The organism is Streptomyces sp. NPDC008001, from assembly GCF_042958085.1.
Taxonomy (GTDB): Bacteria; Actinomycetota; Actinomycetes; order Streptomycetales; family Streptomycetaceae; genus Streptomyces.
The window spans coordinates 66,693-86,310 of sequence record NZ_JBIBIZ010000005.1 but is presented as its reverse complement, the minus strand read 5'-3'; the positions used below and the strand labels follow the sequence as shown (position 1 = coordinate 86,310).

Here is a 19,618-nt window from a genome sequence, read left to right as displayed (position 1 = left end):
CGTGCGTGTCCAACTCCACCGTGAGGAGCACTCCTTGCGTAGTACAGCCCCACGCGCGGCCACTCCGCGGCGCTATCTGATGTGCCCGCCCGCCCACTTCAGGGTCACCTACTCCATCAACCCCTGGATGGATCCGGGCAAGCCGGTCGACATCCCCCTCGCCCTGGCGCAGTGGGAGGACCTCAGGGACCGCTACCTCTCCCTCGGGCACACCGTCGAGGAACTGGAGCCCCGGCCCGGGCTGCCGGACATGGTCTTCGCCGCCAACGGCGCGACCGTCGTCGACGGCCGGGTGCTCGGCGCGCGCTTCGCCCACCCCGAGCGGGCCGCGGAGGCCGCGGTCCACGTCGCCTGGTTCCGCTCGCGGGGCTACGCCGACGTGCTCGAACCCGAACACATCAACGAGGGCGAGGGCGACTTCGCCGTCACCGCGTCCTGGCTGCTCGCCGGGCGCGGCTTCCGCAGCAGCCCCCTCTCCCACCCCGAGGCGCAGGAGTTCTTCGGCCGGCCGGTGATCGGCCTCGACCTCGTCGACCCCCGCTACTACCACCTCGACACGGCGCTGTGCGTGCTCGACGACACCACGGACGGCGAGATCATGTACTACCCCGGCGCGTTCTCGCCCGGCAGCCGGGCCGTGCTGAGACGGCTGTTCCCCGACGCCCTGATCGCGAGCGAGGAGGACGCGGCGGCGCTGGGCCTCAACGCCGTCTCGGACGGCCGGCACGTGCTGCTGCCACAGGCGGCGGTCGGTCTCTTCGAGCCGCTGCGGGCCCGGGGCTACGAGCCCATCGGAATGGACCTCGGCGAGCTCCTCAAGGGCGGCGGCAGCGTGAAGTGCTGCACGCAGGAGCTGCGGGGGTAGCGCCCCTCGGGGGCGCGGGCCGGGTGCGAGGTGCGGTTCCGCCGCACGGGCGCGCTCGGCTCACGCCCCGGCCGGAGGCCACTCGTCGCCCCAGTCCGCGTCCCGCGCCGCCTTGTAGGCGTCGCCGTGCCGCTTCGTCACCGTCTCCCGGGCCAGGCCGTCCGCGGTCGTGCACAGGTCGAGGAGGACCTGGCCCTTGCGGATCTGCGGCTTGCGCACGATGCGCGCGGGCACGGGGGCCTCGGCGGCCCCCGGCAGATCCCCCCGCACCGCCGCCACGTACGAGAACTTCTCGTCCTCGTAGGCCAGGGAGCCGCCCTTGACCTGCCGGTGCAGCGAGGAGCGGCTCACCCGGGCCGAGAAGTGGCACCAGTCGGAGCCCGGCTCTATGGGGCACGCCGCGCTGTGCGGGCACGGTGCCACGACGCGGAAGCCGGCCGCGATCAGCCGGTCCCGGGCCTCGATGATCCGCAGGTAGCCGTCGGGCGTGCCGGGCTCGACGATCACGACCGCCTGCGCGGCGCGGGCGGCCTCGGCCACGACGGCGCTGCGGGCGGCGTCGGTCAGCTCCTTCAGCACGTACGAGACGGTGACCAGACCGGCGCCGTCCGGGATGCTCAGGCCGGCGCCGATCGTCTGCCGCTGCCACCGCGCCCCGCGCAGGGCCGGGGAGGAGGCGGTACGGGCCAGCTCGGCGCCGAGCGCGAGGGCGGGGGCCGCCCAGTCCAGGACGGTCGTCTCCCGGCCCCCGGCCCCGTCGGCGCCGTCGGCGTCCTCTTCGTCCTCCCAGGCGGACGCCACCGCCCACGTGGCGGCGCCCGTGCCGCCGCCGACGTCCACGTGCGAGGCGGGGACGAACGACGGCAGCCGGTCGCGGAACGCCTCCAGGGCGGAGCGGACGGCCTCGAACGTCGCCGGCATCCGGTAGGCGGCGTACGCGGCCACGTCGGAGCGGTCGCGCAGTACAGGGGCGTCGGTGGGAGTCAGTCCCCGGTAGTTGGCGATCAGCCGCTCGACGGCCTGCGCGGCCTGGCGCGGCGGCAGACCGTCGAGGAGACCGGCGAGCGCGGTGCGGAGGTCCTCGCCGGACCGGGGGGAATGGGGGGCGTGCATTCGACGGATTCTATGCGGGCGGGCACGGGGCGGCCCTGCGTGCCGGACCGTGCCTGTCGCCGGTGGCTCAGCCGCGCCGCTGCCACGGGCGGCACAAGCCCAGGAAGCACGCCGCCGCCGCGAGCGCGCACACCAGCTGCACGGTCGCCATCGGCACGGCCGTGCCCTCCCCCGCGATGCCCACCAGCGGCGAGGCCAGCGCGCCCAGCAGGAACGTGGAGGTGCCGAGCAGGGCGGAGGCGGAGCCCGCGGCGTCGCGCGAGCGCATCAGTGCCTGGGCGTTGGTGTTGGGCATCGCCAGGCCCATCGCGGACATCAGGACGAACAGCCCGCCCGCGACCGGCGCGAGGCCCGCCTTGCCGAAGACCCCGGAGGCCATGAGCAGCAGGGCCACGGCGGCCAGCGCGATCACCGCGAGGCCGACGGAGAGGGCCTTGTCGAGGCTCACCCGGCCGACCAGCAGCTTGCCGTTGATCTGGCCGACCAGCACGAGGCCGACGGAGTTGAGGCCGAAGAGGAGGCTGAAGGTCTGCGGGGAGGCCCCGTAGATGTCCTGGACGACGAACGGCGACGCGGAGATGTAGGCGAAGAGCGCGGCGAAGGCGAAGCCGCCCGCGAGCATGTAGCCGGTGAAGACGCGGTCCGCGAGCAGGGCGCCCATGGCGCGCAGGGCCGCGCCGAGGCCGCCAGCCTGGCGCTTCTCCGGCGGCAGGGTCTCGTGCAGGAAGCGCCAGACGACGAGGGTGAGCAGCAGGCCGACGGCGGTGAGGACGACGAAGACGCCGCGCCAGTCGGTCAGGCGCAGGATCTGGCCGCCGATGAGCGGTGCGACGACGGGGGCCACGCCGGAGATCAGCATGAGCGTGGAGAAGAAGCGGGCCATGGCCACGCCGTCGTAGAGGTCGCGCACGACGGCACGGGCGATGACGATGCCGGCCGCGCCGGCGAGGCCCTGGACGAGGCGGCAGCCGATCAGCAGCCCGGCGGTGGGGGCGAGGGCGCAGGCCGCGGTGGCCAGGACGTAGACGACCATGCCGGCGAGGAGCGGGCGGCGGCGCCCCCACTTGTCGCTCATGGGGCCGACGACGAGCTGGCCGAGCGCCATGCCCATGAGGCAGGCGGTGAGGGTGAGCTGGACGGTGGCGGCGGGGCTGTGCAGGGCGCCGGTGACCTCCGGGAGGGCCGGGAGGTACATGTCCATGGAGAGCGGTGGCAGCGCGGTCAGCCCGCCGAGGACGAGGGTGACGATCAGGCCCGTGGCGCGGGCCCCGGAGGGGCCGGGGCCCGCGGGGTTCCGTCCGGCGGTCCGGGCGGGCTGCTGCTGTTGCGGCTGCTGCTCGGCCGTGTCCTGGCCGGGGTCCGTCATGCGTTGCGCTCCATGGTTTGTCGTCCGTTCAACCATGGTGTCATGACCGCGGCCCATACTTGGGGCTTACATGTTATTCAGGGGGCCGGTGTGACGGGATGCACTGCCTCCGGGGCGCGTCACGCCTGCCGGAGGCCCGGCGCGCCCGCCTCCGAGACGAAGGACGCGGCCGTCGCGACGGGCGCGCCCGGCGTCGTGACCTTGGCGACCGTACGGAAGTCGCCGCGCACCTGCTGCGGGTCGAGCGTCACCACGACGTACCCGCGCCGTCCGTCGTAGTACTTCAGGTGCGGGTTGGCGGCGAGCGTCGTCTCCCAGTCGGCGGGCCGCTCGTCGCCGTCGAAGCCGCTGGAGACGGAGGTGCCGAGGAGTTCCACGCCGAGCGTCGCGGAGTCCGGGTCGTCGAAGTCCTTCTTCACGTCGTACGCGAAGTGGACGTGGTCGTCGCCGGTGAGGATCACCAGGTTCTGGATGCCGGCCTGTTCGACGCCGTCCAGGACGCGGCCGCGGGAGGCGGAGTATCCGTCCCAGGTGTCCATGCTGACCCGGGCGTCGGCGTCCGGCGTCTCCTTGTGCTGGGAGAAGGCCACCTGCTGGGCGACGACGTTCCAGGTGGCGGTGGAGGCGCGGAAGCCGTCGAGGAGCCAGCGCTCCTGGGCGTCGCCGGTGATCGTGCGGGCCGGGTCCTGCGTCTCGGGGCCGGGGGTGTGCCAGCCGTCCCCGTAGGCCTGGTCGTTGCGGTACTGGCGGGTGTCGAGGATGTCGAACTGGGCGAGGCGCCCGTACGCGAAGCGGCGGTAGAGGCGCATGTCCGGCCCGGCGGGCCGCTGGGCTCTGCGTAACGGCATGTTCTCCCAGTAGGCGCGGTAGGCGGCGGCGCGGCGGGCGCGGAACTGGTCGACGGGGTCGTTGTCCTGCGAGATGTCGCCCGCGTAGTTGTTCGCGACCTCGTGGTCGTCCCACGTGACGTACCAGGGGTGGGCGGCGTGGGCGGCCTGGAGCGCGGGGTCGGACTTGTAGAGCGCGTAGCGCTGGCGGTAGTCCTCCAGGTTCACCGTCACGTGGTCGTAGAAGGACGGGAGCGGATCGGCGAGCCGGCGGGCGCCGCCCTGGGCGTTGATGGCGTTCTCGTAGATGTAGTCGCCGACGAAGAACACCGCGTCGAGGTCCTCGCGGGCGAGGTGGCCGAGGGCGGTGTAGTAGCCCTCGTCGAACTGCTGGCAGGAGAGCAGCCCGAAGCGGGCGGTGGCGACGGCCGCGTCGGGCCGGGGCGCGGTGCGGGTGCGGCCGACGGGGCTGATCCAGCGGTCGGCGCGGAACCGGTACCAGTACACGCGATCGGGTTCGAGGCCGCGCAGGTCCAGGTGGACGGTGTGACTGTCGGAGGCGGGCGCGGCGGCGGTGCCGCTCTGCACCACGCGGCGGAAGGTGTCGTCCTCGGAGAGCTCCCACTGGACGGCGATGCTGCCCTCGGCGGGCAGCCCGTTGCCCGGCTCATGCGGCAGGGGCGCGAGCCGGGTCCACAGCACCACGGAGTCCGGCAGCGGGTCGCCGGAGGCCACGCCGAGGGTGAACGGATTTTCGGAGAGGGGGGTCATGCGTTCAGATTGCGCGCGGGTGGGGCGGCTGTGAAGGGGTGCGACGGGGGCGGCGGTGCGCCACTTTCCGGAGCCACGGAAAGTACTTGCCATGTTGGAAAGTACTTGCCATTGTGGAAGTGCGAGCGCGCCACGAGGGCGCGCCGCACAGTGGACTGACGGAGGCTCACATGCCGGACCGTGAAGCGACGGCCGCCGCAGCGGCGCTGGCCCGGGCGCAGATCCTGGACTCCGCCGTGCGGGACCGCTCCCGCTGGTTCGCCCGCTACCAGCTGGTGTTCGGCTTCATGGCCGCGGCTGCCGTGCTCGGCAGCAGCCTGATCGACGGGCCGGGGGCCGCGATCACCTTCGGCGTGCTGTGGGCGGCGGCGGTGTCGGCCCTGGGTCTCTACGGGGCCCGCCAGCCCGTCAACCGGCGGGGGCTCACCCGCCGGCACCACACCATGATCGCCCTCTGGGGCCTGCTGCACGCGGCCGTGATCACTCCGGGCACCATCTGGTTCCGCGGCGACCCCGCGTGGTGGGTGTCCGGGGCCGTCGTCGTCGCCCTTCCGTGGCTGATCGGCGCGTGGCTGGACGGGCGGCGGTGAGCGTGACCGAGGGCCGCAGCCATCCGCGCCACGGCCTCGACGAGGTGATCCACGCACCGGTGCGGTTCTCCGTCGTGGCCACCCTGGCCGCCGCCGACAAGGCCGAGTTCGCGTTCGTGCGCGACACCGTCGAAGTGAGCGACTCGGTGCTGTCGAAGCAGGTCGCCACACTGGAGAAGGCGGGTTACGTCGCGGTCACCAAGGGGCACGTGGGCAAGCGCCCGCGCACGTGGCTCGCCCTGACCGGCGAGGGCCGCGCCGCCTTCGCCGCCCACTGCGAAGCGCTGCGGGCGATCGCGGGCGCGTAGCGAGCGGGGGCCTGCGGGTGACGGGCGGCGACGGATGGCGGGCGGATACGAGCTGAGGTCAGACCGGGCCCGGTCCGCACCGTAAACGTGCCGCCTCCCGGGCCAGTTGCGTCACCCGGGGCCAGTCGCGGCGCGCCAGGACGGGGGGCGGGAGCATCCAGGAGCCGCCGACGCAGGGGACGTTGGGCAGGGCGAAGTAGGCGGGGGCCGTGGCCGGGCCGATGCCGCCGGTGGGGCAGAAGCGGGCCTCGGGGAGGGGTGAGGCCAGGGAGGCGAGGTAGGGGGCACCGCCCGCCGCCTCCGCCGGGAAGAACTTCATCTCGCGCACCCCGCGCTCCAGCAGCGCCATGACCTCCGAGACCGTCGAGACGCCCGGCAGGAACGGCACGCCCTCCGCCCGCAGCGCCGCGAGCAGCGGCTCCGTCCAGCCCGGGCTGACCAGGAAGCGGGCCCCGGCCCGCACGGCCGCGGCCGCCCGGCCGGGGGACAGGACGGTGCCCGCGCCCACGGCCACCTCCGGCACCTCCGCGGCGACGGCCCGTATCGCATCGAGGGCCGCGTCCGTCCGCAGCGTCACCTCGATCGCCGGGAGGCCGCCGGCGGCGAGCGCGCGGGCGAGAGGGACGGCGTCGGCCGCGTCGGGGAGGACGGCGACGGGGAGGACGGGAGCGAGGCCGAGGACGGAGGCGGTCACGCCGCCATCCTCGGCCGGGGCTACGGCAAACGCAACGAACGTTGCGTCATGCGCAACGGGACGGCCTCCGCGCCCTCAGAGCTCGGTCACCACCACGTCGAGCGCCCACGACCGGCCGCCCCGGGCCGGAGCCGTGCCCTCCACCGCGTACCCGAGGTCGCGCAGGGCCTCCGCCAGCTCCGCGGGCCCGCCGGGTCGCACGCCCGCCGTCAGCAGGTCCCGGACCAGCCGGCCCTTGGTGGCCTTGTTGAAGTGGCTGACGACGGACCGCTTCTCGACCCCGTCCACGATCTTCGACTGCAGCACCCGGACCGTCGCCGTCCGCTCCGCGACCTCGCCCTTCGGCTTCCACGCGGAGGCGTACGCCGCCGACCTGAGGTCGAGGACCATCCGGCCGTCCGCCTCCTGCGGCAGGTGATCGTCCATGACACCGCGCCAGTACGTGCCGAGCGCACCCAGCCCCGGCAGCTTCACGCCCATCGAGCAGCGGTAGGAGGGGATGGGGTCACCGATCCGGACCGCGCCCCACAGCCCGGAGAAGACCAGCAGCGACCGCTCCGCCCGCTCCCGCGCCGCGGCGTCCAGCGTGGCGAGGCCCAGCGCGTCGTAGAGCACGCCCGTGTAGACCTCGCCGGCCGGGCGGGTGCCCGCCGTCCGCAGCGCCGCGTTCTTCGCGATCTCGCCCCGCAGCCCCGGGGACAGGCCGAGCACCTCCGCGGCCTTGTCCTCGTCGCCCGCGCACAGCTCCACGAGCTCCGTGAGCACGGTCTCCCGCGCCCCGGCCAGCCCCGGCAGCGACAGCGCCCCGACCTCCAGCGCGGGCCCGGCGCCGGTCCCGACGGCGGCGGCCTTCCCCTCGGACGGCGGCAACAGCACGAGCACGGTCTCTTCTCCCATCGGTACGGTCACGGGCCCGGATACGGCTCCGGGCACGCGGACCCCGAGCCTAACGCCGCCCGCACCGCCTAGTGGGCGGGCTCGGAGGCCACGAACTCCCGTATCGCTTCGGCAGCGGCATACGGCTCGTCGGCGTGGAAGCGGACCGTACGGACCTCGCGGGGCCGCCGGAAGAGCCGGGCGACGGTGACGGTTGCGGTGAGCTCGACGGTGACGGAGGTCTGGGCGGCGACCGGGACGTCGAGGGCGTCGCCGGGGATGTCGTTCCCGGGAAAGCGCAGGTCACGGCGGACCGTACCGATGAGCGCCAGCGGTATGCACAGGTCGAGCGTGGCCCCTTGGCGGATCCGCAGCCCCTCCGGGCCGACGGTGTGCGGCCGGACGACGCTGCCCGCGTGGAAGCCGAGGACGAGCAGGACCGTGTAGACGTCGAGGGCCAGGGCCACCCAGTGGAGGACCGGATACCCGGCGGTGAAGAAGGACATCCCGACCGTCTCGACGACGCACACGAAGAGCAGGGCGTACAGGGTGGAGGCCTGGGCCCGCGCGTAGGGCAGCGCCCGCACGCCGCCACCGAGCCCGTCGCGCCGCCGGACCACCCACAGCGCGAGCCCGCGCCAGACCCGCGCCTCGTGCACGGCGAACGCCCGGGCGAGATTCATGACGGCGCGTCCTCTCCTCGTGTGATCACCACGGCCCCAGTGAACACGCGGACGCCGTGGCGGGGTCAAGGGGCGGGACCTGGGTCCGGGCCGCGAGCACCGGCGGCGAAGCACCGGGCGGCGATCGTGACAGCCCCCGCCAGGTAGCATGGTCGGCACGGCGGACGAGCCGGCCGGGCGGCCGCGTGGGATCTTCGGATCCCCCGAGGAACGTCCGGGCTCCACACGGCAGGGTGGTGGGTAACGCCCACCCGGGGTGACCCGCGGGACAGTGCCACAGAAAACAGACCGCCGGGAGCCGCAAGGCTTCCGGTAAGGGTGAAACGGTGGTGTAAGAGACCACCAGCGCCTGGGGTGACTCAGGCGGCTAGGTAAACCCCACCCGGAGCAAGGTCAAGAGGGGCTGCTTTCACGGCGGCCCTGCGCGGACGTTCGAGGGCTGCCCGCCCGAGTCCGCGGGTAGACCGCACGAGCCTGCCGGCAACGGCAGGCCTAGATGGATGGCCGCCTCCCCGAGGGCCGCAAGGCCCCCGGGAGACAGAACCCGGCGTACAGGCCGACTCGTCCGCCCCTCACCCCGTCTGACCTGCGAAAACAGGATCCGGCGGGGTTTCTTTTCGGGCCCTGGGGTTCTCGGCCAACCGCGGGCGGCCGCGCAGCGGGCCGCCGCCCGCGCCTCCGTGCGGTGGCGCACATCGCGCGCCGGGGCGCGTCCGAATGCGTCGGCGGCGCCGACGATCTCCCTGAAACGGGACGCACAGGAGTGCATCCGGCATCTCACCTGGGTAGCCCAAAATCCGGGCGAGAGCGACGAAAGCGGTGCCGCCCGCGAGGTCGCGCTCCGGGGTTCGGGCGGCGCCCGCAAGGAGGCTCCCCGTGGCCGCACTGGACAGGATCATCCAGGACATCGCCATTGCCATCGCCGTGTTCACGGGCGTCTACAACATCTCGCTCCTCGCCCTGGGCATCGCCCTCCTCCGCCGCACCGACGGGTCGCTGCGCGCACAGCTGCGACCGGCGCACGAGCGGCCCGTCGCCCTTCCGGCCGGCTGGAGCGTCTTCGTCCTCGTTCCCTGCCTGAACGAGGAGCGCGTCATCGCCAATACGCTGCGCTGCCTGCTCGACGGACAGCCGGGCGTGCGCGTCGTCGTGGTCGACGACGGCAGCAGCGACGGCACCGCCCGCATCGTGCGTGCCGTCGGCGGCGACCGGGTCGCCCTGGTGCGCAGGACGCCGCCCGCCGCCCGGCAGGGCAAGGGCGCCGCCCTCAACGCGGGGCTGCGCACCGTGCGCGAGCGCGCCGGGAAGGAACGCCTGGACACGGGCAGGGTGCTCGTGTGCGTGCTGGACGCCGACGGCCGGATGACGCCGGGCGCCGCGAGCCGGGTGACGGAGCTGTTCGCGGACCCGGCGGTGGGCGGGGCCCAGCTGGCGGTGCGCATCCGCGGCAGGCATCGCCGGGCGCTGCGGTTGCAGGATCTCGAGTTCTGGTGCCTGAGCGCCCTGACCCAGTACGGCCGGACCGCGACCGGCACGGTGAGCATGGGCGGCAACGGCCAGTTCAGCCGGCTCTCCGCCCTCGACAGCGTCGGGCCGCGCCCCTGGTCGGACTCCCTGACCGAGGACCTCGACCTGGGCATCAGCCTCGCGGCCAGGGGCTGGACGGTCACCTCCACCACCACGGCATTCGTCTCCCAGCAGGGACTGACCAGCCCACGCCGCCTGCTGCGGCAGCGCACCCGCTGGTACCACGGCCACATGCGCGCCATCGGACGCCTGCCGGAACTCTGGGCGCGGCCTGCCGTTGGTCTGCGGGGCCGCGTCGAACTCACCGGCTACCTGCTCAGCCCGTACCTCGTCACCCTGCCCGCCTCGGTCGTCCAGCACTACGCGCTCCTCCGCGCGTTGTGCGGGGACGGCGCCGGAATGCCCCGCCTCGTGTCCGGACCGGCGTGGCTGAACCTGCTGGCCCTGCAGTCACTGCCCGTTGCCGCCTGTCTGGCTTCGGCGTTGCTCTACTGGCGCCGCACCGACGACCTGCCGGTCTGGAAGGCGGTCTGCTGGTCTCCCGCCGTCATGGTGTGCATGTACCTCGGTTTCGCGGCCGGCTGGCGGGCCTTGTGGCAGATCACCACCCGGCGCGGACACTGGACCAAGACCGAACGCGCGGTGGAGGCGCCCGTCACGAACGAGACACCCGGGCCCGTCCGGAGGGGCCGTGCCGGCACGGCCTGAGCACGCTGCGACGAGCGGCTGCGCACACGGTGGCCCGGGAACGCCCCCGCCCGGCTCGGTCCGCCTCAGCCCGCTCCGGCCCGGGGAATCAGGCTCACGAGCCGTAGAGCTCGGTCATCTCCGTGATCGTGTTGTCGGAGCCCACGGCCACGTCGTAGAAGTTCTTGCCGTAGCAGTACTCCGTGTGGTTCACGGGTGCCATGTTGCCTCCTCGGCGCTCCGGGTCCGCGCACAGCTTGACGTGGCCGATTCCGGACAGCTGGTCGCCGGCGGGCTGCTCCGCGCGCTCTTCCGGGCCGTTCTTGCCCAGGACGGTCACCTTGGAGCCGGGCTTCCAGTGGTAGGTCTTGTAGTCGCCCACGGCGTGGTAGGCGGCTCCGTTGTCCGGCTTGGCGGAGCAGGTCATCGTGGCGTCCTTGGCGGTGACGTCGTTCATCGCGCCCGTGACGCTGTAGACCTGAACGTACTTGTGGCCCTTGGCGAGCGTCGGGCACGAGCCCTTGCCCCCGCCGTTGCCCTTGCCGCCCTTGTCACCCTTGTCCTCGGCCGGCCGCTGCGACGGGGCCGCGCTGACCGCGCCCTTGCCGTCGTTCTTGCCACCGCTGCTCTTTCCGCCGTCGTCGTCGGTGGGCCCGCAGGCGGTCAGGGCGAGTGCGCCGGAGACGACCAGCGCGGCCGCGATGACGTGCCGAATGGACATTGGGATCCCCCATGGTGCCGCCTGGCGCCGGCGCCAGGTCGATCTACGTGAACGACCGGAAGCGTATGGGCATGGGCATGACCGGAATTCGGCCATTTGCATGATCATGATCGAACCGCGACCGAACCAGGACGGATCCGTGGCCGTCCTGTGGCCCGGCGGGCCCGGGGGCGCCGCCCGGCGTCACAGCCAGCCGTTCTGCCGCGCCGCCCGGACCGCCTCCATGCGGTTGCGGGTCTGGGTCTTGCCGATGGCTGCGGAGAGGTAGTTGCGGACGGTGGCCGGGGACAGGTGGACCTTGGCCGCGATGTCCGCGACCGTCGCGCCGTCGACCGCCGCCGCGAGGACGTCGCGTTCGCGCTGGGTGAGGGGGTTGGGGCCGGCGCTCAGGGCGGCGGCGGCGAGGGCCGGGTCGATGACGCGTTCGCCGGCCAGGACGCGGCGGATCGCGGCGGCCAGGTCCTCGACCGGGCCGTCCTTGACGAGGAAGCCGGCCGCGCCGGCCTCCATCGCGCGGCGCAGGTAGCCGGGGCGCCCGAAGGTGGTGAGTATGAGGACCTGGCAGCCGGGCATGCGGGCGCGCAGGTCCGCGGCCGCGTCCAGGCCGCTGCGGCCGGGCAGTTCGATGTCGAGGAGCGCGACGTCCGGCTGCGTCTCGAGAGCCTTGGGGACGATCGCGTCGCCGTCGCCGACCTGGGCGACGATCTCGATGTCCTCCTCCAGCCCGAGCAGCAGCGCGAGCGCGCCGCGCATCATTCCCTGGTCCTCGGCGAGGAGCAGTTTGATCATGAGCGGTGGTCCTCCTCGGACTCCGAGTCCACGGGCAGTTCGGCCACGAGCCGGAAGCCCTTGCGCCCGTCCGGGCCGGCGGTCAGGTGGCCGCCCGCGGCGGCCAGTCGCTCGGTCAGGCCCTTGAGGCCGTTCCCCGGCGAGCCGGCGGGAGCCGCGTCCGAGCCTACGCCGCCGCCGTTGTCGGTGATCTCCAGGCGTACCTGGTCGGTCTCGCCGCGCACCTCGACCGTGCAGCGGCCGGCACCGCTGTGCCGGACGACGTTCGTGACGCCCTCCCGCACGACCCAGCCCAGCAGCGCCGCGCTCTGCGGCGGCAGCGGGGGGCCGGACTGGCGGATGTCCGGGGTGATGCCGGAGGCCTCCAGGAGGGAACGGGCGCGGTCGAGCTCCGTGTTGAGGGTGGACTCGCGGTAGCCGGTGACGGCCTCGCGGATCTCCGTGAGGGCCTGCCGGCCCACGGCCTCGATGTCGGCGGCCTGCCCTATCGCGGCGTCCAGGTCGCGCGGGGCGAGCCGGCGCACCGCCTCCGCCTTGACGACGATGACGGACATGGTGTGCCCGAGCAGGTCGTGCAGGTCGCGCGAGAACCGCAGCCGTTCGCGCTCGACGGCGCTGCGGGCCAGCTCCTCGCGCGTTTCGCGCAGCTCGGCCACGGTCTCGAAGAGGCTGAGGATCGCGGCGGTGACGAAGCCGGAGAGCAGGGTCCCGTAGGCGACGGTCAGGGTCTCCGACGGTCCTCCCCGTATGCCGGCGATCACCCCGGCGGAGCCGGCGAAGGTGAGGATCACGACGGACAGCAGGCGCCCGCTCTCGGTCATCCCGCGCCGCAGCACGATGCCGGCGGCCAGCGAGAGGAGGGGGAAGCACAGCAGCCAGTCGCCGCCGTAACCGAGGGTCAGCGCGTACGTGACGGTGGCCATCCCGCCGAGCGCGTAGAACGGGACGCGGGTCGCCCGCTTCCGCTTGTCGAGGCCGGTGAACACCGCGAGGGCGTACAGCCCCGCGAAGGCCAGCACGCCCAGCCCGCCGAGCCAGGGCAGCGGCACCTCGCCCCGGAACAGGTCCTCGACGTCCCCGGTGAGCATGAAGAGCCAGGGCAGGAAGGCGAACTTCCCCGGGGGTTTGTGCCGCTCGGCCCGGAGCTTACGGTTTGCCTCGCGTTCGGCCCTCCGTGCGGTCCTGCGCTCGGACTTGCTCTCGGACCGGTTGCCGGGCTTGCTGTCGGACGTGCTGTCGGTCATGGCTCAGAACTCTAGGGAACACCCCGCTGAGCTGGGCAGATGCAAGTGTGGGCAGCCACCCGTGACATTTGTCCCGGGCCCGGCTATACATGGGGTCCATCGGATCGGCTAGAACGCGTTCTAGGAAGGTTCCCGATGCCCATCGACGCACGCCAGGCCGTCGCCGCCGCACCCCGCCGCACGTCACTGACCTGGGATCACAAGGACGTCCTGCTCTACCACCTCGGCATCGGCGCCGGCATCCCGGCCACGGACCCCGCCGAGCTCCGCTACACCCTCGAGAGCCGGCTGCACGTCCTCCCGAGCTTCACCACCGTCGCCGGTGGCGGCACCGCCCAGTCCGGCGGCCTCACCGCGCCGGGCGTCGACGTCGACCTCGCCGCCGTGCTGCACGGCGGGCAGTCCATCGAGGTCCACCGGCCCATCCCCGCCCACGGCACCGCCACCCGCACCTCCCGCATCACCGCCGTCCACGACAAGGGCAAGGCGGCCGTCATCGTGCTGCGCGCGGAGGCCGCGGACGCCGAAGGGCCGCTGTGGAGCAGCGAGAGCGAGATCTTCGTCAAGGGCGAAGGCGGCTTCGGCGGCGAACGCGGCAGCTCCACGCGCCTGAAGCAGCCCGTACGCACCCCCGACCACACGGTGGAGCGCCCCGTCCGCGAGGACCAGGCGCTGCTCTACCGCCTCAACGGCGACTGGAACCCCCTGCACGCCGACCCCGGGTTCGCCGAGCGCGCCGGCTACGACCGGCCGATCCTGCACGGCCTCTGCTCGTACGGCATGGCCCTCAAGGCCGTCGCCGACACCGCGCTCGGCGGGGACGTCGCCCGCATCCGCGCGTACCGCGCCCGCTTCGCCGGCGTCGTCTATCCCGGCGAGACGCTGCGCGTGCGGATGTGGCGCGAGACGCCGGCGCCCGGCCGGATCCAGCTGTCCGTGACCGCCGTCGAGCGCGAGGACGCGCCCGTCCTCGCGGACACCGTCGTCACCCACACGTAGACGCGCAGAAAGCAGAGAGCAGAGAGAGGAGAGCGCCGCACGAGCGCACAGGCCCCTTCGTCACCCGCGTCACAGGAGTCCGTCATGCGCGCAGCCGTACAGCACGAGACAGGACGATCCGAGCTCGACGTCCGCGACGACGTCGAAGCGGTGGGGTTCGGCCCCGGCAAGGTCCGGCTGCGCATGCGGGCCACCGGGCTCTGCCACTCCGACCTGTCCGCCATGAACGGGGTGCTGCCCCAGCTCGTCCCCTTCGTCCCAGGCCACGAGGGCGCCGGCGAGGTCGTCGACGTCGGTGACGGCGTCACCGGGCTGCGGCCCGGCGACCGCGTCCTGGTCTGCTGGCTGCCGTCCTGCGGCGGCTGTCCCGCCTGCAAGCGCGGCCAGACGCAGCTGTGCCTGGCCGGGCTCATGGAGGCCGGGACGCCCAACTTCCGCATGGGCGTGCCGGGATCCGGCTCCGGCTCCGACGTTTTCGGTTTCGCCGGCACCGGCACCTTCGCCGAGGAGGCCGTCGTCGGCGCGGGCTGCGCCGTGCCCATCCCCGACGACCTGCCCTACGACATCGCCGCGCTCATCGGCTGCGGCGTCACCACCGGCCTCGGCGCCGCCCTCACCACCGCCGACGTGGCCGCCGGCTCCTCCGTCGCCGTCATCGGCTGCGGCGGCGTCGGCATCTGCGCGATCCAGGGCGCGCGGGCCGCGGGCGCCGCGCAGATCGTCGCCGTCGACCCGGTCGCCTCCCGGCGCGAGGCCGCGCTGCGCTTCGGCGCGACCGAAGCCGTACCGCCCGACGCGCTCGCCGACGCCCGCGCCCGCGTCACGGGCGGCGAGGGCTTCGACTACGCCTTCGAGGTCGTCGGCACCTCCGCCACCGCCCGCGCCGCGTACGACGCCACGCGGCGGGGCGGCACGCTCTGCGTCGTCGGGGCGGGCGCCGTGGACGACCTCTTCCAGGTCAACATGTTCGAGCTGTTCTTCGACGAGAAGAAGATCCTGCCCTCCCTGTACGGCGGCGGCGACGTCCGGCGCGCGTACGAACGGGCCATCAGCCTGTGGCGGGCCGGCCGCATCGACCTCGCGGGCCTGATCACCCACCGGGTCCCGCTGTCCGGCGTCAACGAGGCGCTCGCGCAGATGCGGTCGGGCGAGGCGCTGCGCACGTGCATCGAGATCTGACGCCCCGTAGACCAGGCGAGGAGCCGTCCATGGTGTCCCTGCACGGCAAGACCGCGATCGTCACCGGCGCGGGCCGCGGCCTCGGCCGCAGCGAGGCGCTCGAACTGGCCCGGCTCGGCGCCCACGTCGTCGTCAACGACTACGGGCAGCCCGGCGCGGACGGCTCCGGCGAGTCCTCCGCCGCGCCCGCCGAGGCCGTCGCCGCCGAGATCCGGGCGGCGGGCGGCCGGGCCACCGCGCACGTCGGCGACGTCGCCGACTTCGGCCGGGCCCGCGACCTCGTACGGCTCGCCGTCGAGGCCGGCGGCGGCTCGCTCGACATCCTGGTCAACAACGCGGGCATCCTGCGCGACCGGATGGTCTTCTCCATGGCCGAGGAGGAGTGGGACGCCGTGATCCGCGTCCACCTCAAGGGCCACTTCAACACCCTGCGCTTCGCGGCCGCGCACTGGCGGGAGCGGGCGAAGGCGTCCGGGCGGCCGGTGTACGGGCGGGTCGTCAACACCTCCTCCGAGGCGTTCCTCATCGGCTCCCCCGGTCAGCCCAACTACGCGGCCGCCAAGGGCGGCATCGTCGGCCTCACCACCTCGACGGCGGAGGCCCTGCGCAAGTACGGGGTCACGGTGAACGCCATCTGCCCGCGGGCCCGCACCCGGATGACGGAGCAGATCTTCGCCGGCGTCGGCGCGCCGGAGGGCGGCGGGCCCGATCCGCTCGCCCCGGAGCACGTCGCGCCGCTGGTCGGCTATCTCGCCGCGCCGGACGCGGCGGGGGTGACGGGGCAGGTGTTCCTCGTGCACGGGGGGATGGTCGCCGTGATGGAGCGTCCGAAGGTCGCGGCGCGGTTCACCACGGGCGGCGGCGTCTTCACCGCCGGGGAGCTGGACGGCCTGCTCACCCCGTACTTCGCGGGGCGCCCGCCGGGAGAGACCTTCGCCGCGCCGGAGGTGTGGCAGCTGGGGCCCGGCTGAGGCGGCCCGGCATGCGGCCTGGTGTGCGGCCTGGTGCGTGGGCGGCGCGCGGGGCGGGAAACGCCTCGGGCGCCGGGGGCCGCCGCTGAGCGGGGCCGCCCGGCGCCCGAGGGCTCACCGGAGTCGTCGGCGACGCCGGTCAGTGTCCTTGCGGCGTGCGGCGGTGCTTGCCGTGGGAGGGGGTGCTGTTGTCGTCGGGGGAAGCCGGACCACGGTGCCTGCCGGAGCCGGCGGCTGCGGCCTGGGCGGACGCCTCGAAGGGGCGCGCCTCGGTCGTGTCGGTTCGGGCGTCGGGCATGGGGAAAGTCACTCCGTCGGATGGGGATGCGTGCTTGGCGCGTGGGGGGCTGCCACGGCAGTGGCGCACGGGGCCGGCGGACGCCGACACGCCCTCCGTACGCGGCCGTTCGGCTCACGACGGTGTCCGTCCGGTACAGCTGCGCAACCCCCGCCCGAATTCTAACGGGACCTTGATCGCGGAGGCCACCCGGCCGGGCGGCGAGTCGGCTGCCGTCCGGGGGCCTTCCGGGTGGTGCCCGAGTGCGTTCCCGCTTGCCGCTCGGGCCGGTGCTCGGGGCCGGTGTTCAGCCCGTGTTCAGGGCCGGTGCTCCCTGCCCAGCGGGGCCTGCTGCAGGGGCACGGGCCTGGACGGGCCGGCCCCGCGCGCCGCGGACGCCGCCACGGACCAGGCTCCCGGCATCCCGGCGCCGGGGAGACCGGTGGGGGGCACGGCGGTCCAGACCGAGGTCGGCGACTCCGCACGGTCGGCCTGCGGCGGCCCGGCCGACACCCCCTCATGAGGCGGCTCCAGCAACGGCCGCCCCGCCTGCGGCGAAAGCTGCGGTTCGGGCACGTCCCGAAGCAGCGATGCCGACGACTGTGGCTGTGCGGCGGAGACTTCGGCCTCGGGCGCGGGCGCGGGCCGCGGGACGCCCTGCGGCGGCGTCTGCGGCGCGACGGAGACTGCCGGCTCCGGCGCGACAGGGAACAACGGCTCCGGATCCGGCCGGGACATCTGCAGCGAGGGCGACTGCGGCGCGGCGGACGGCGCCGGCTCCGGTACGGGCCGGGCTGCCGGCGTCGAAGACACCGTTCGCGGAAGGTCCTGCAGCAACGAGGCTTGCGGCATCTGCGGCGCGGCGGAGGCTGCCGGCTCCGGCGCGGGCCGGACTGCCTGCGGCGCGGCGGGGAACAGCAGCTCCGGGTCCGGCCTGGACGTCTGCAGCAACGGCGGCTGCGGCGTGGCAGAGACGGACGGCTCGGCTTCCGCCCGGACCGTCCGGGCCGGCGGCACCGGCAGCGGGAGGTCGTGCAGCAACGGCATCTGCGACGGATGCGATACGGAGACGGATGATGCCGGCTCCGGCAAGGGCCGGGACACCTGCGGTGACTGCGGCGATGACACCGTCCTCGGCCCGTCCTGCAGCAGCAGGGGCTGCGGCGCGGCGGAGGCCGTCGATTCCGGCGCGGCGGGGAACAGCGGCTCCGGGCCCTCCCCCGAGGCCTGGGCCTGCAGCGTCTGCGGCACCGCAGAAGAAGAAGAAGCCGGCACCGGCCTGGCCGCCTGCAACAACGGCCCCTGCGACTCGCCAAAGGACGGCTGCTCCGGACCCCGCCCAGGTCCCTGCGTCAGCGGCACCTGCGGCCCGGCAGGAGACGGGTGTTCAGGGGCCGGTCGGGCCACCTGCAGCAGAGGCGGCTGCACCCCCGCAGAAGACAGCTGCTCGGAGCCCGGCCGAGACCCCTGCAGCAACGGCACCTGCGGCCCCCCGGAAGGCGGCTGCTCCGGACCCGGCCTGGCCGCCTGCAACAACGGCTCCCGCGCCTCGCCGAAAGACGGCCGCTCCGGACCCCGCCCAGGCCCCTGCGTCAGCGGCACCTGCGGCCCCGCAGAAGACAGCCGCTCGGAGCCCGGCCGAGACCCCTGCAGCAACGGCACCTCCGGCCCCGCCGAAGACGGCCGCTCCGGATCCGGGCGGGCCGCCTGCAGCAGCGGCCCCCGCGGCCCGCCCGCGAGCGGCTGTTCCGGGCTCGGCCGTGTCGCCGTCGCCGTCGCCTGCAGCAGCGGGGGCTGTTCCGGAGGCAGTGGCCTCGGAACCCCCTGCAGCAGGGGGGCCTGCGGGGCCGCGGTGCGCGGCGGCCCGGACGGGGCGCCGTCCCGTGCCGCGCCGCGCCCGCCGGTATCCCGTGTCCCGTCCCGTTCGGGTTCCGGCAGCCGGAGCCGGGCCAGGCCGCACCGGACGTAGGGCGTGACGAAGGGCAGCCGCAGTTCGCCGCCGCTGGTCCACAGGCCCGCGCCGACCAGCCAGCCCGCCGGCGCCGGGAACTGCTGGAGCTGCTTCCCCGCCGGGCGCCACACTCCGACCCAGCTGCCCGTCGCGCCCTCGACCCGGAAGGCCACCGCGCACCCCTCGGGGGTCAGCTCCTGGCCGGGCTGGGCGGCGAACGGGGTGAGCACGGCGCCCGCGGGGCGGAGGCACTCGGGGAAGCGGACGGGCCGGGCGGAGCCGAGCACGCCCCAGCCGAGCCGGTCCTGCCCGGGGGCGTCGGAGCGGACGAGCAGGAGGCCGCTGTACGGGTCGGCGAGGAGCAGCCGGTCGTTGCTCTCCTCGGTGATCTGGAGGAGCGGGCTGGTCTCGCCGCCCCGCTCCAGGTCCAGCACGACGGTCTTGGTGCGGCCGTCCAGCTCGCGGTCGAGGGCGAGCAGCCGGCCGGTGCGGTCGAGCCAGGCGCCGCCCGCGCAGTGCCCGGCCACCTCGACGATCCGCTCGGGGCCGAAGGAGCCGCCCTGCAGCCGCCACAGCACGGTGGAGCGTTCGGCGTGCTCGAGCCCGTAGACGGAGGAGCCGCCCGGGGCGGGCGGCAGGAGGGACAGCCGGGCGCATTCGACGGCGCCGACCGGCAGCTCCCCGGTGCCGGGGCCGGTGGGGTAGAGCAGCGAGAGGGTGTGCCGCTCGGCGACCCGGCGGCGGATGAGCACCCGCCCGTCGGCGAGCGGCTGCACCTCGCTGTCCGGCTCCTCGGGCTGGCTGCCGGGCAGCGGCACGGCGTACGGCTCGGGGCCGTCGAGCGTCCAGCGCTCGGGGAACCAGCCACCGGTGGCGCCGTCGAGGGCCAGCCGGGCGGCGTACGAGCCGTTCTCCGTGACCGTGAACGCCGCGCGTCTCATGTCCATCGAGCCACTCCGCGGGGTGCCCTGGGAGCTCGGCGGAGTGTTCTGGGGAGCACAGACCGTCATGAGAAACGTCACCTCCGGCACTGAACGTAGTTATCGCACTTCCTGCCGAACAATGAGAGACGGCCCGCTTCACGCGTAAGGGTGGCCCTTGTCCGATTCGCCTGAGGGTTACGGGGTGGATGTGCTTTCACGTCTTTCCACCCGTCACGTAAGGCAAGGCGAGCCTAAGT

18 protein-coding genes and 1 other RNA gene are annotated in these 19,618 nt (G+C 74.2%); 8 read left to right on the top strand and 11 right to left on the bottom strand.

Translation table 11 applies throughout. The features are described 5' to 3' along the window. The first annotated feature begins 34 nt into the window (after window positions 1-34). Window positions 35-865: a dimethylargininase gene (gene ddaH / locus ACFZCD_RS14545; protein ID WP_391830557.1), complete on the top strand. Its 831-nt coding sequence runs from the start codon at window positions 35-37 to the stop codon at window positions 863-865. 60 nt (window positions 866-925) lie between these two features. Here ddaH and ACFZCD_RS14540 read toward each other — a convergent pair whose 3' ends face one another. The 3 genes from ACFZCD_RS14540 to ACFZCD_RS14530 all read right to left on the bottom strand — a co-directional run bounded on the left by ACFZCD_RS14540 (window position 926) and on the right by ACFZCD_RS14530 (window position 4,942). Next, window positions 926-1,978, bottom strand: a complete 1,053-nt coding sequence (locus tag ACFZCD_RS14540; RefSeq protein ID WP_391830555.1) for a small ribosomal subunit Rsm22 family protein — start codon at window positions 1,976-1,978, stop codon at window positions 926-928. Between the two features lie 67 nt (window positions 1,979-2,045). Beyond that, window positions 2,046-3,344 carry a multidrug effflux MFS transporter gene (locus ACFZCD_RS14535; protein WP_391830553.1) on the bottom strand — a complete coding sequence of 433 codons (1,299 nt, stop codon included), beginning with the start codon at window positions 3,342-3,344 and terminating at the stop codon, window positions 2,046-2,048. A 119-nt stretch (window positions 3,345-3,463) separates the two neighbouring features. After that, window positions 3,464-4,942: an alkaline phosphatase D family protein gene (locus ACFZCD_RS14530; RefSeq protein WP_391830551.1), complete on the bottom strand. Its 1,479-nt coding sequence runs from the start codon at window positions 4,940-4,942 to the stop codon at window positions 3,464-3,466. A 170-nt stretch (window positions 4,943-5,112) separates the two neighbouring features. On the opposite strand from ACFZCD_RS14530, the gene ACFZCD_RS14525 reads away from it, so the two are divergent. Together ACFZCD_RS14525 and ACFZCD_RS14520 are read left to right on the top strand one after the other, a co-directional pair. Next, a complete protein-coding gene (locus ACFZCD_RS14525) occupies window positions 5,113-5,532 on the top strand; it encodes a hypothetical protein (protein ID WP_391830549.1) in 420 nt (139 codons plus the stop codon). Next, window positions 5,511-5,840 (top strand): winged helix-turn-helix domain-containing protein, encoded by a 330-nt coding sequence (locus ACFZCD_RS14520; protein ID WP_391830547.1) that lies wholly within the window; start codon window positions 5,511-5,513, stop codon window positions 5,838-5,840. The genes ACFZCD_RS14525 and ACFZCD_RS14520 overlap by 22 nt, the downstream gene beginning before the upstream one ends. A gap of 58 nt (window positions 5,841-5,898) precedes the next feature. On the opposite strand, the gene eda is transcribed toward ACFZCD_RS14520, so the two are convergent. From eda to ACFZCD_RS14505, 3 genes are all read right to left on the bottom strand, one after another. Beyond that, window positions 5,899-6,534, bottom strand: coding sequence for a bifunctional 4-hydroxy-2-oxoglutarate aldolase/2-dehydro-3-deoxy-phosphogluconate aldolase (gene eda, locus ACFZCD_RS14515; RefSeq protein WP_391830545.1), 636 nt, complete (start codon window positions 6,532-6,534; stop codon window positions 5,899-5,901). Window positions 6,535-6,609: 75 nt separating this feature from the next. After that, entirely contained in the window at window positions 6,610-7,416 is an 807-nt protein-coding gene (yaaA, locus tag ACFZCD_RS14510; RefSeq protein WP_391831297.1) for a peroxide stress protein YaaA, read from the bottom strand. Window positions 7,417-7,499: 83 nt separating this feature from the next. Next, window positions 7,500-8,093, bottom strand: a complete 594-nt coding sequence (locus tag ACFZCD_RS14505; protein WP_391830543.1) for a hypothetical protein — start codon at window positions 8,091-8,093, stop codon at window positions 7,500-7,502. 165 nt (window positions 8,094-8,258) lie between these two features. On the opposite strand from ACFZCD_RS14505, the gene rnpB reads away from it, so the two are divergent. Both rnpB and ACFZCD_RS14495 read left to right on the top strand, forming a co-directional pair. Then, window positions 8,259-8,661: RNase P RNA component class A (gene rnpB / locus ACFZCD_RS14500), an RNA gene on the top strand. A 308-nt stretch (window positions 8,662-8,969) separates the two neighbouring features. After that, entirely contained in the window at window positions 8,970-10,328 is a 1,359-nt protein-coding gene (locus ACFZCD_RS14495; RefSeq protein WP_391830541.1) for a glycosyltransferase, read from the top strand. A gap of 94 nt (window positions 10,329-10,422) precedes the next feature. Here ACFZCD_RS14495 and ACFZCD_RS14490 read toward each other — a convergent pair whose 3' ends face one another. The 3 genes from ACFZCD_RS14490 to ACFZCD_RS14480 all read right to left on the bottom strand — a co-directional run bounded on the left by ACFZCD_RS14490 (window position 10,423) and on the right by ACFZCD_RS14480 (window position 13,061). Then, window positions 10,423-11,028, bottom strand: a complete 606-nt coding sequence (locus tag ACFZCD_RS14490; protein ID WP_391830539.1) for a hypothetical protein — start codon at window positions 11,026-11,028, stop codon at window positions 10,423-10,425. Window positions 11,029-11,211: 183 nt separating this feature from the next. Continuing rightward, complete coding sequence (locus ACFZCD_RS14485; RefSeq protein ID WP_391830537.1) at window positions 11,212-11,817, bottom strand: response regulator; 606 nt, start codon at window positions 11,815-11,817, stop codon at window positions 11,212-11,214. Continuing rightward, window positions 11,814-13,061, bottom strand: a complete 1,248-nt coding sequence (locus tag ACFZCD_RS14480; RefSeq protein WP_391830535.1) for a sensor histidine kinase — start codon at window positions 13,059-13,061, stop codon at window positions 11,814-11,816. Before ACFZCD_RS14480 ends, ACFZCD_RS14485 begins: the two co-directional genes overlap by 4 nt. A 135-nt stretch (window positions 13,062-13,196) precedes the next feature. On the opposite strand from ACFZCD_RS14480, the gene ACFZCD_RS14475 reads away from it, so the two are divergent. From ACFZCD_RS14475 to ACFZCD_RS14465, 3 genes are all read left to right on the top strand, one after another. Further along, window positions 13,197-14,060, top strand: coding sequence for a MaoC/PaaZ C-terminal domain-containing protein (locus ACFZCD_RS14475; protein ID WP_391830533.1), 864 nt, complete (start codon window positions 13,197-13,199; stop codon window positions 14,058-14,060). Window positions 14,061-14,144: 84 nt separating this feature from the next. Further along, window positions 14,145-15,239 (top strand): zinc-binding dehydrogenase, encoded by a 1,095-nt coding sequence (locus tag ACFZCD_RS14470; RefSeq protein ID WP_391830531.1) that lies wholly within the window; start codon window positions 14,145-14,147, stop codon window positions 15,237-15,239. Window positions 15,240-15,268: 29 nt separating this feature from the next. Continuing rightward, the gene (locus tag ACFZCD_RS14465; protein WP_391830529.1) at window positions 15,269-16,210 is read left to right on the top strand and encodes a 3-oxoacyl-ACP reductase; all 942 of its coding nucleotides are present in this window, start codon (window positions 15,269-15,271) and stop codon (window positions 16,208-16,210) included. 139 nt (window positions 16,211-16,349) lie between these two features. Here ACFZCD_RS14465 and ACFZCD_RS14460 read toward each other — a convergent pair whose 3' ends face one another. Further along, window positions 16,350-16,508 (bottom strand): hypothetical protein, encoded by a 159-nt coding sequence (locus ACFZCD_RS14460; protein ID WP_391830527.1) that lies wholly within the window; start codon window positions 16,506-16,508, stop codon window positions 16,350-16,352. Between the two features lie 297 nt (window positions 16,509-16,805). Then, a complete protein-coding gene (locus ACFZCD_RS14455) occupies window positions 16,806-19,385 on the bottom strand; it encodes a hypothetical protein (protein WP_391830525.1) in 2,580 nt (859 codons plus the stop codon). Window positions 19,386-19,618: the final 233 nt, after the last annotated feature.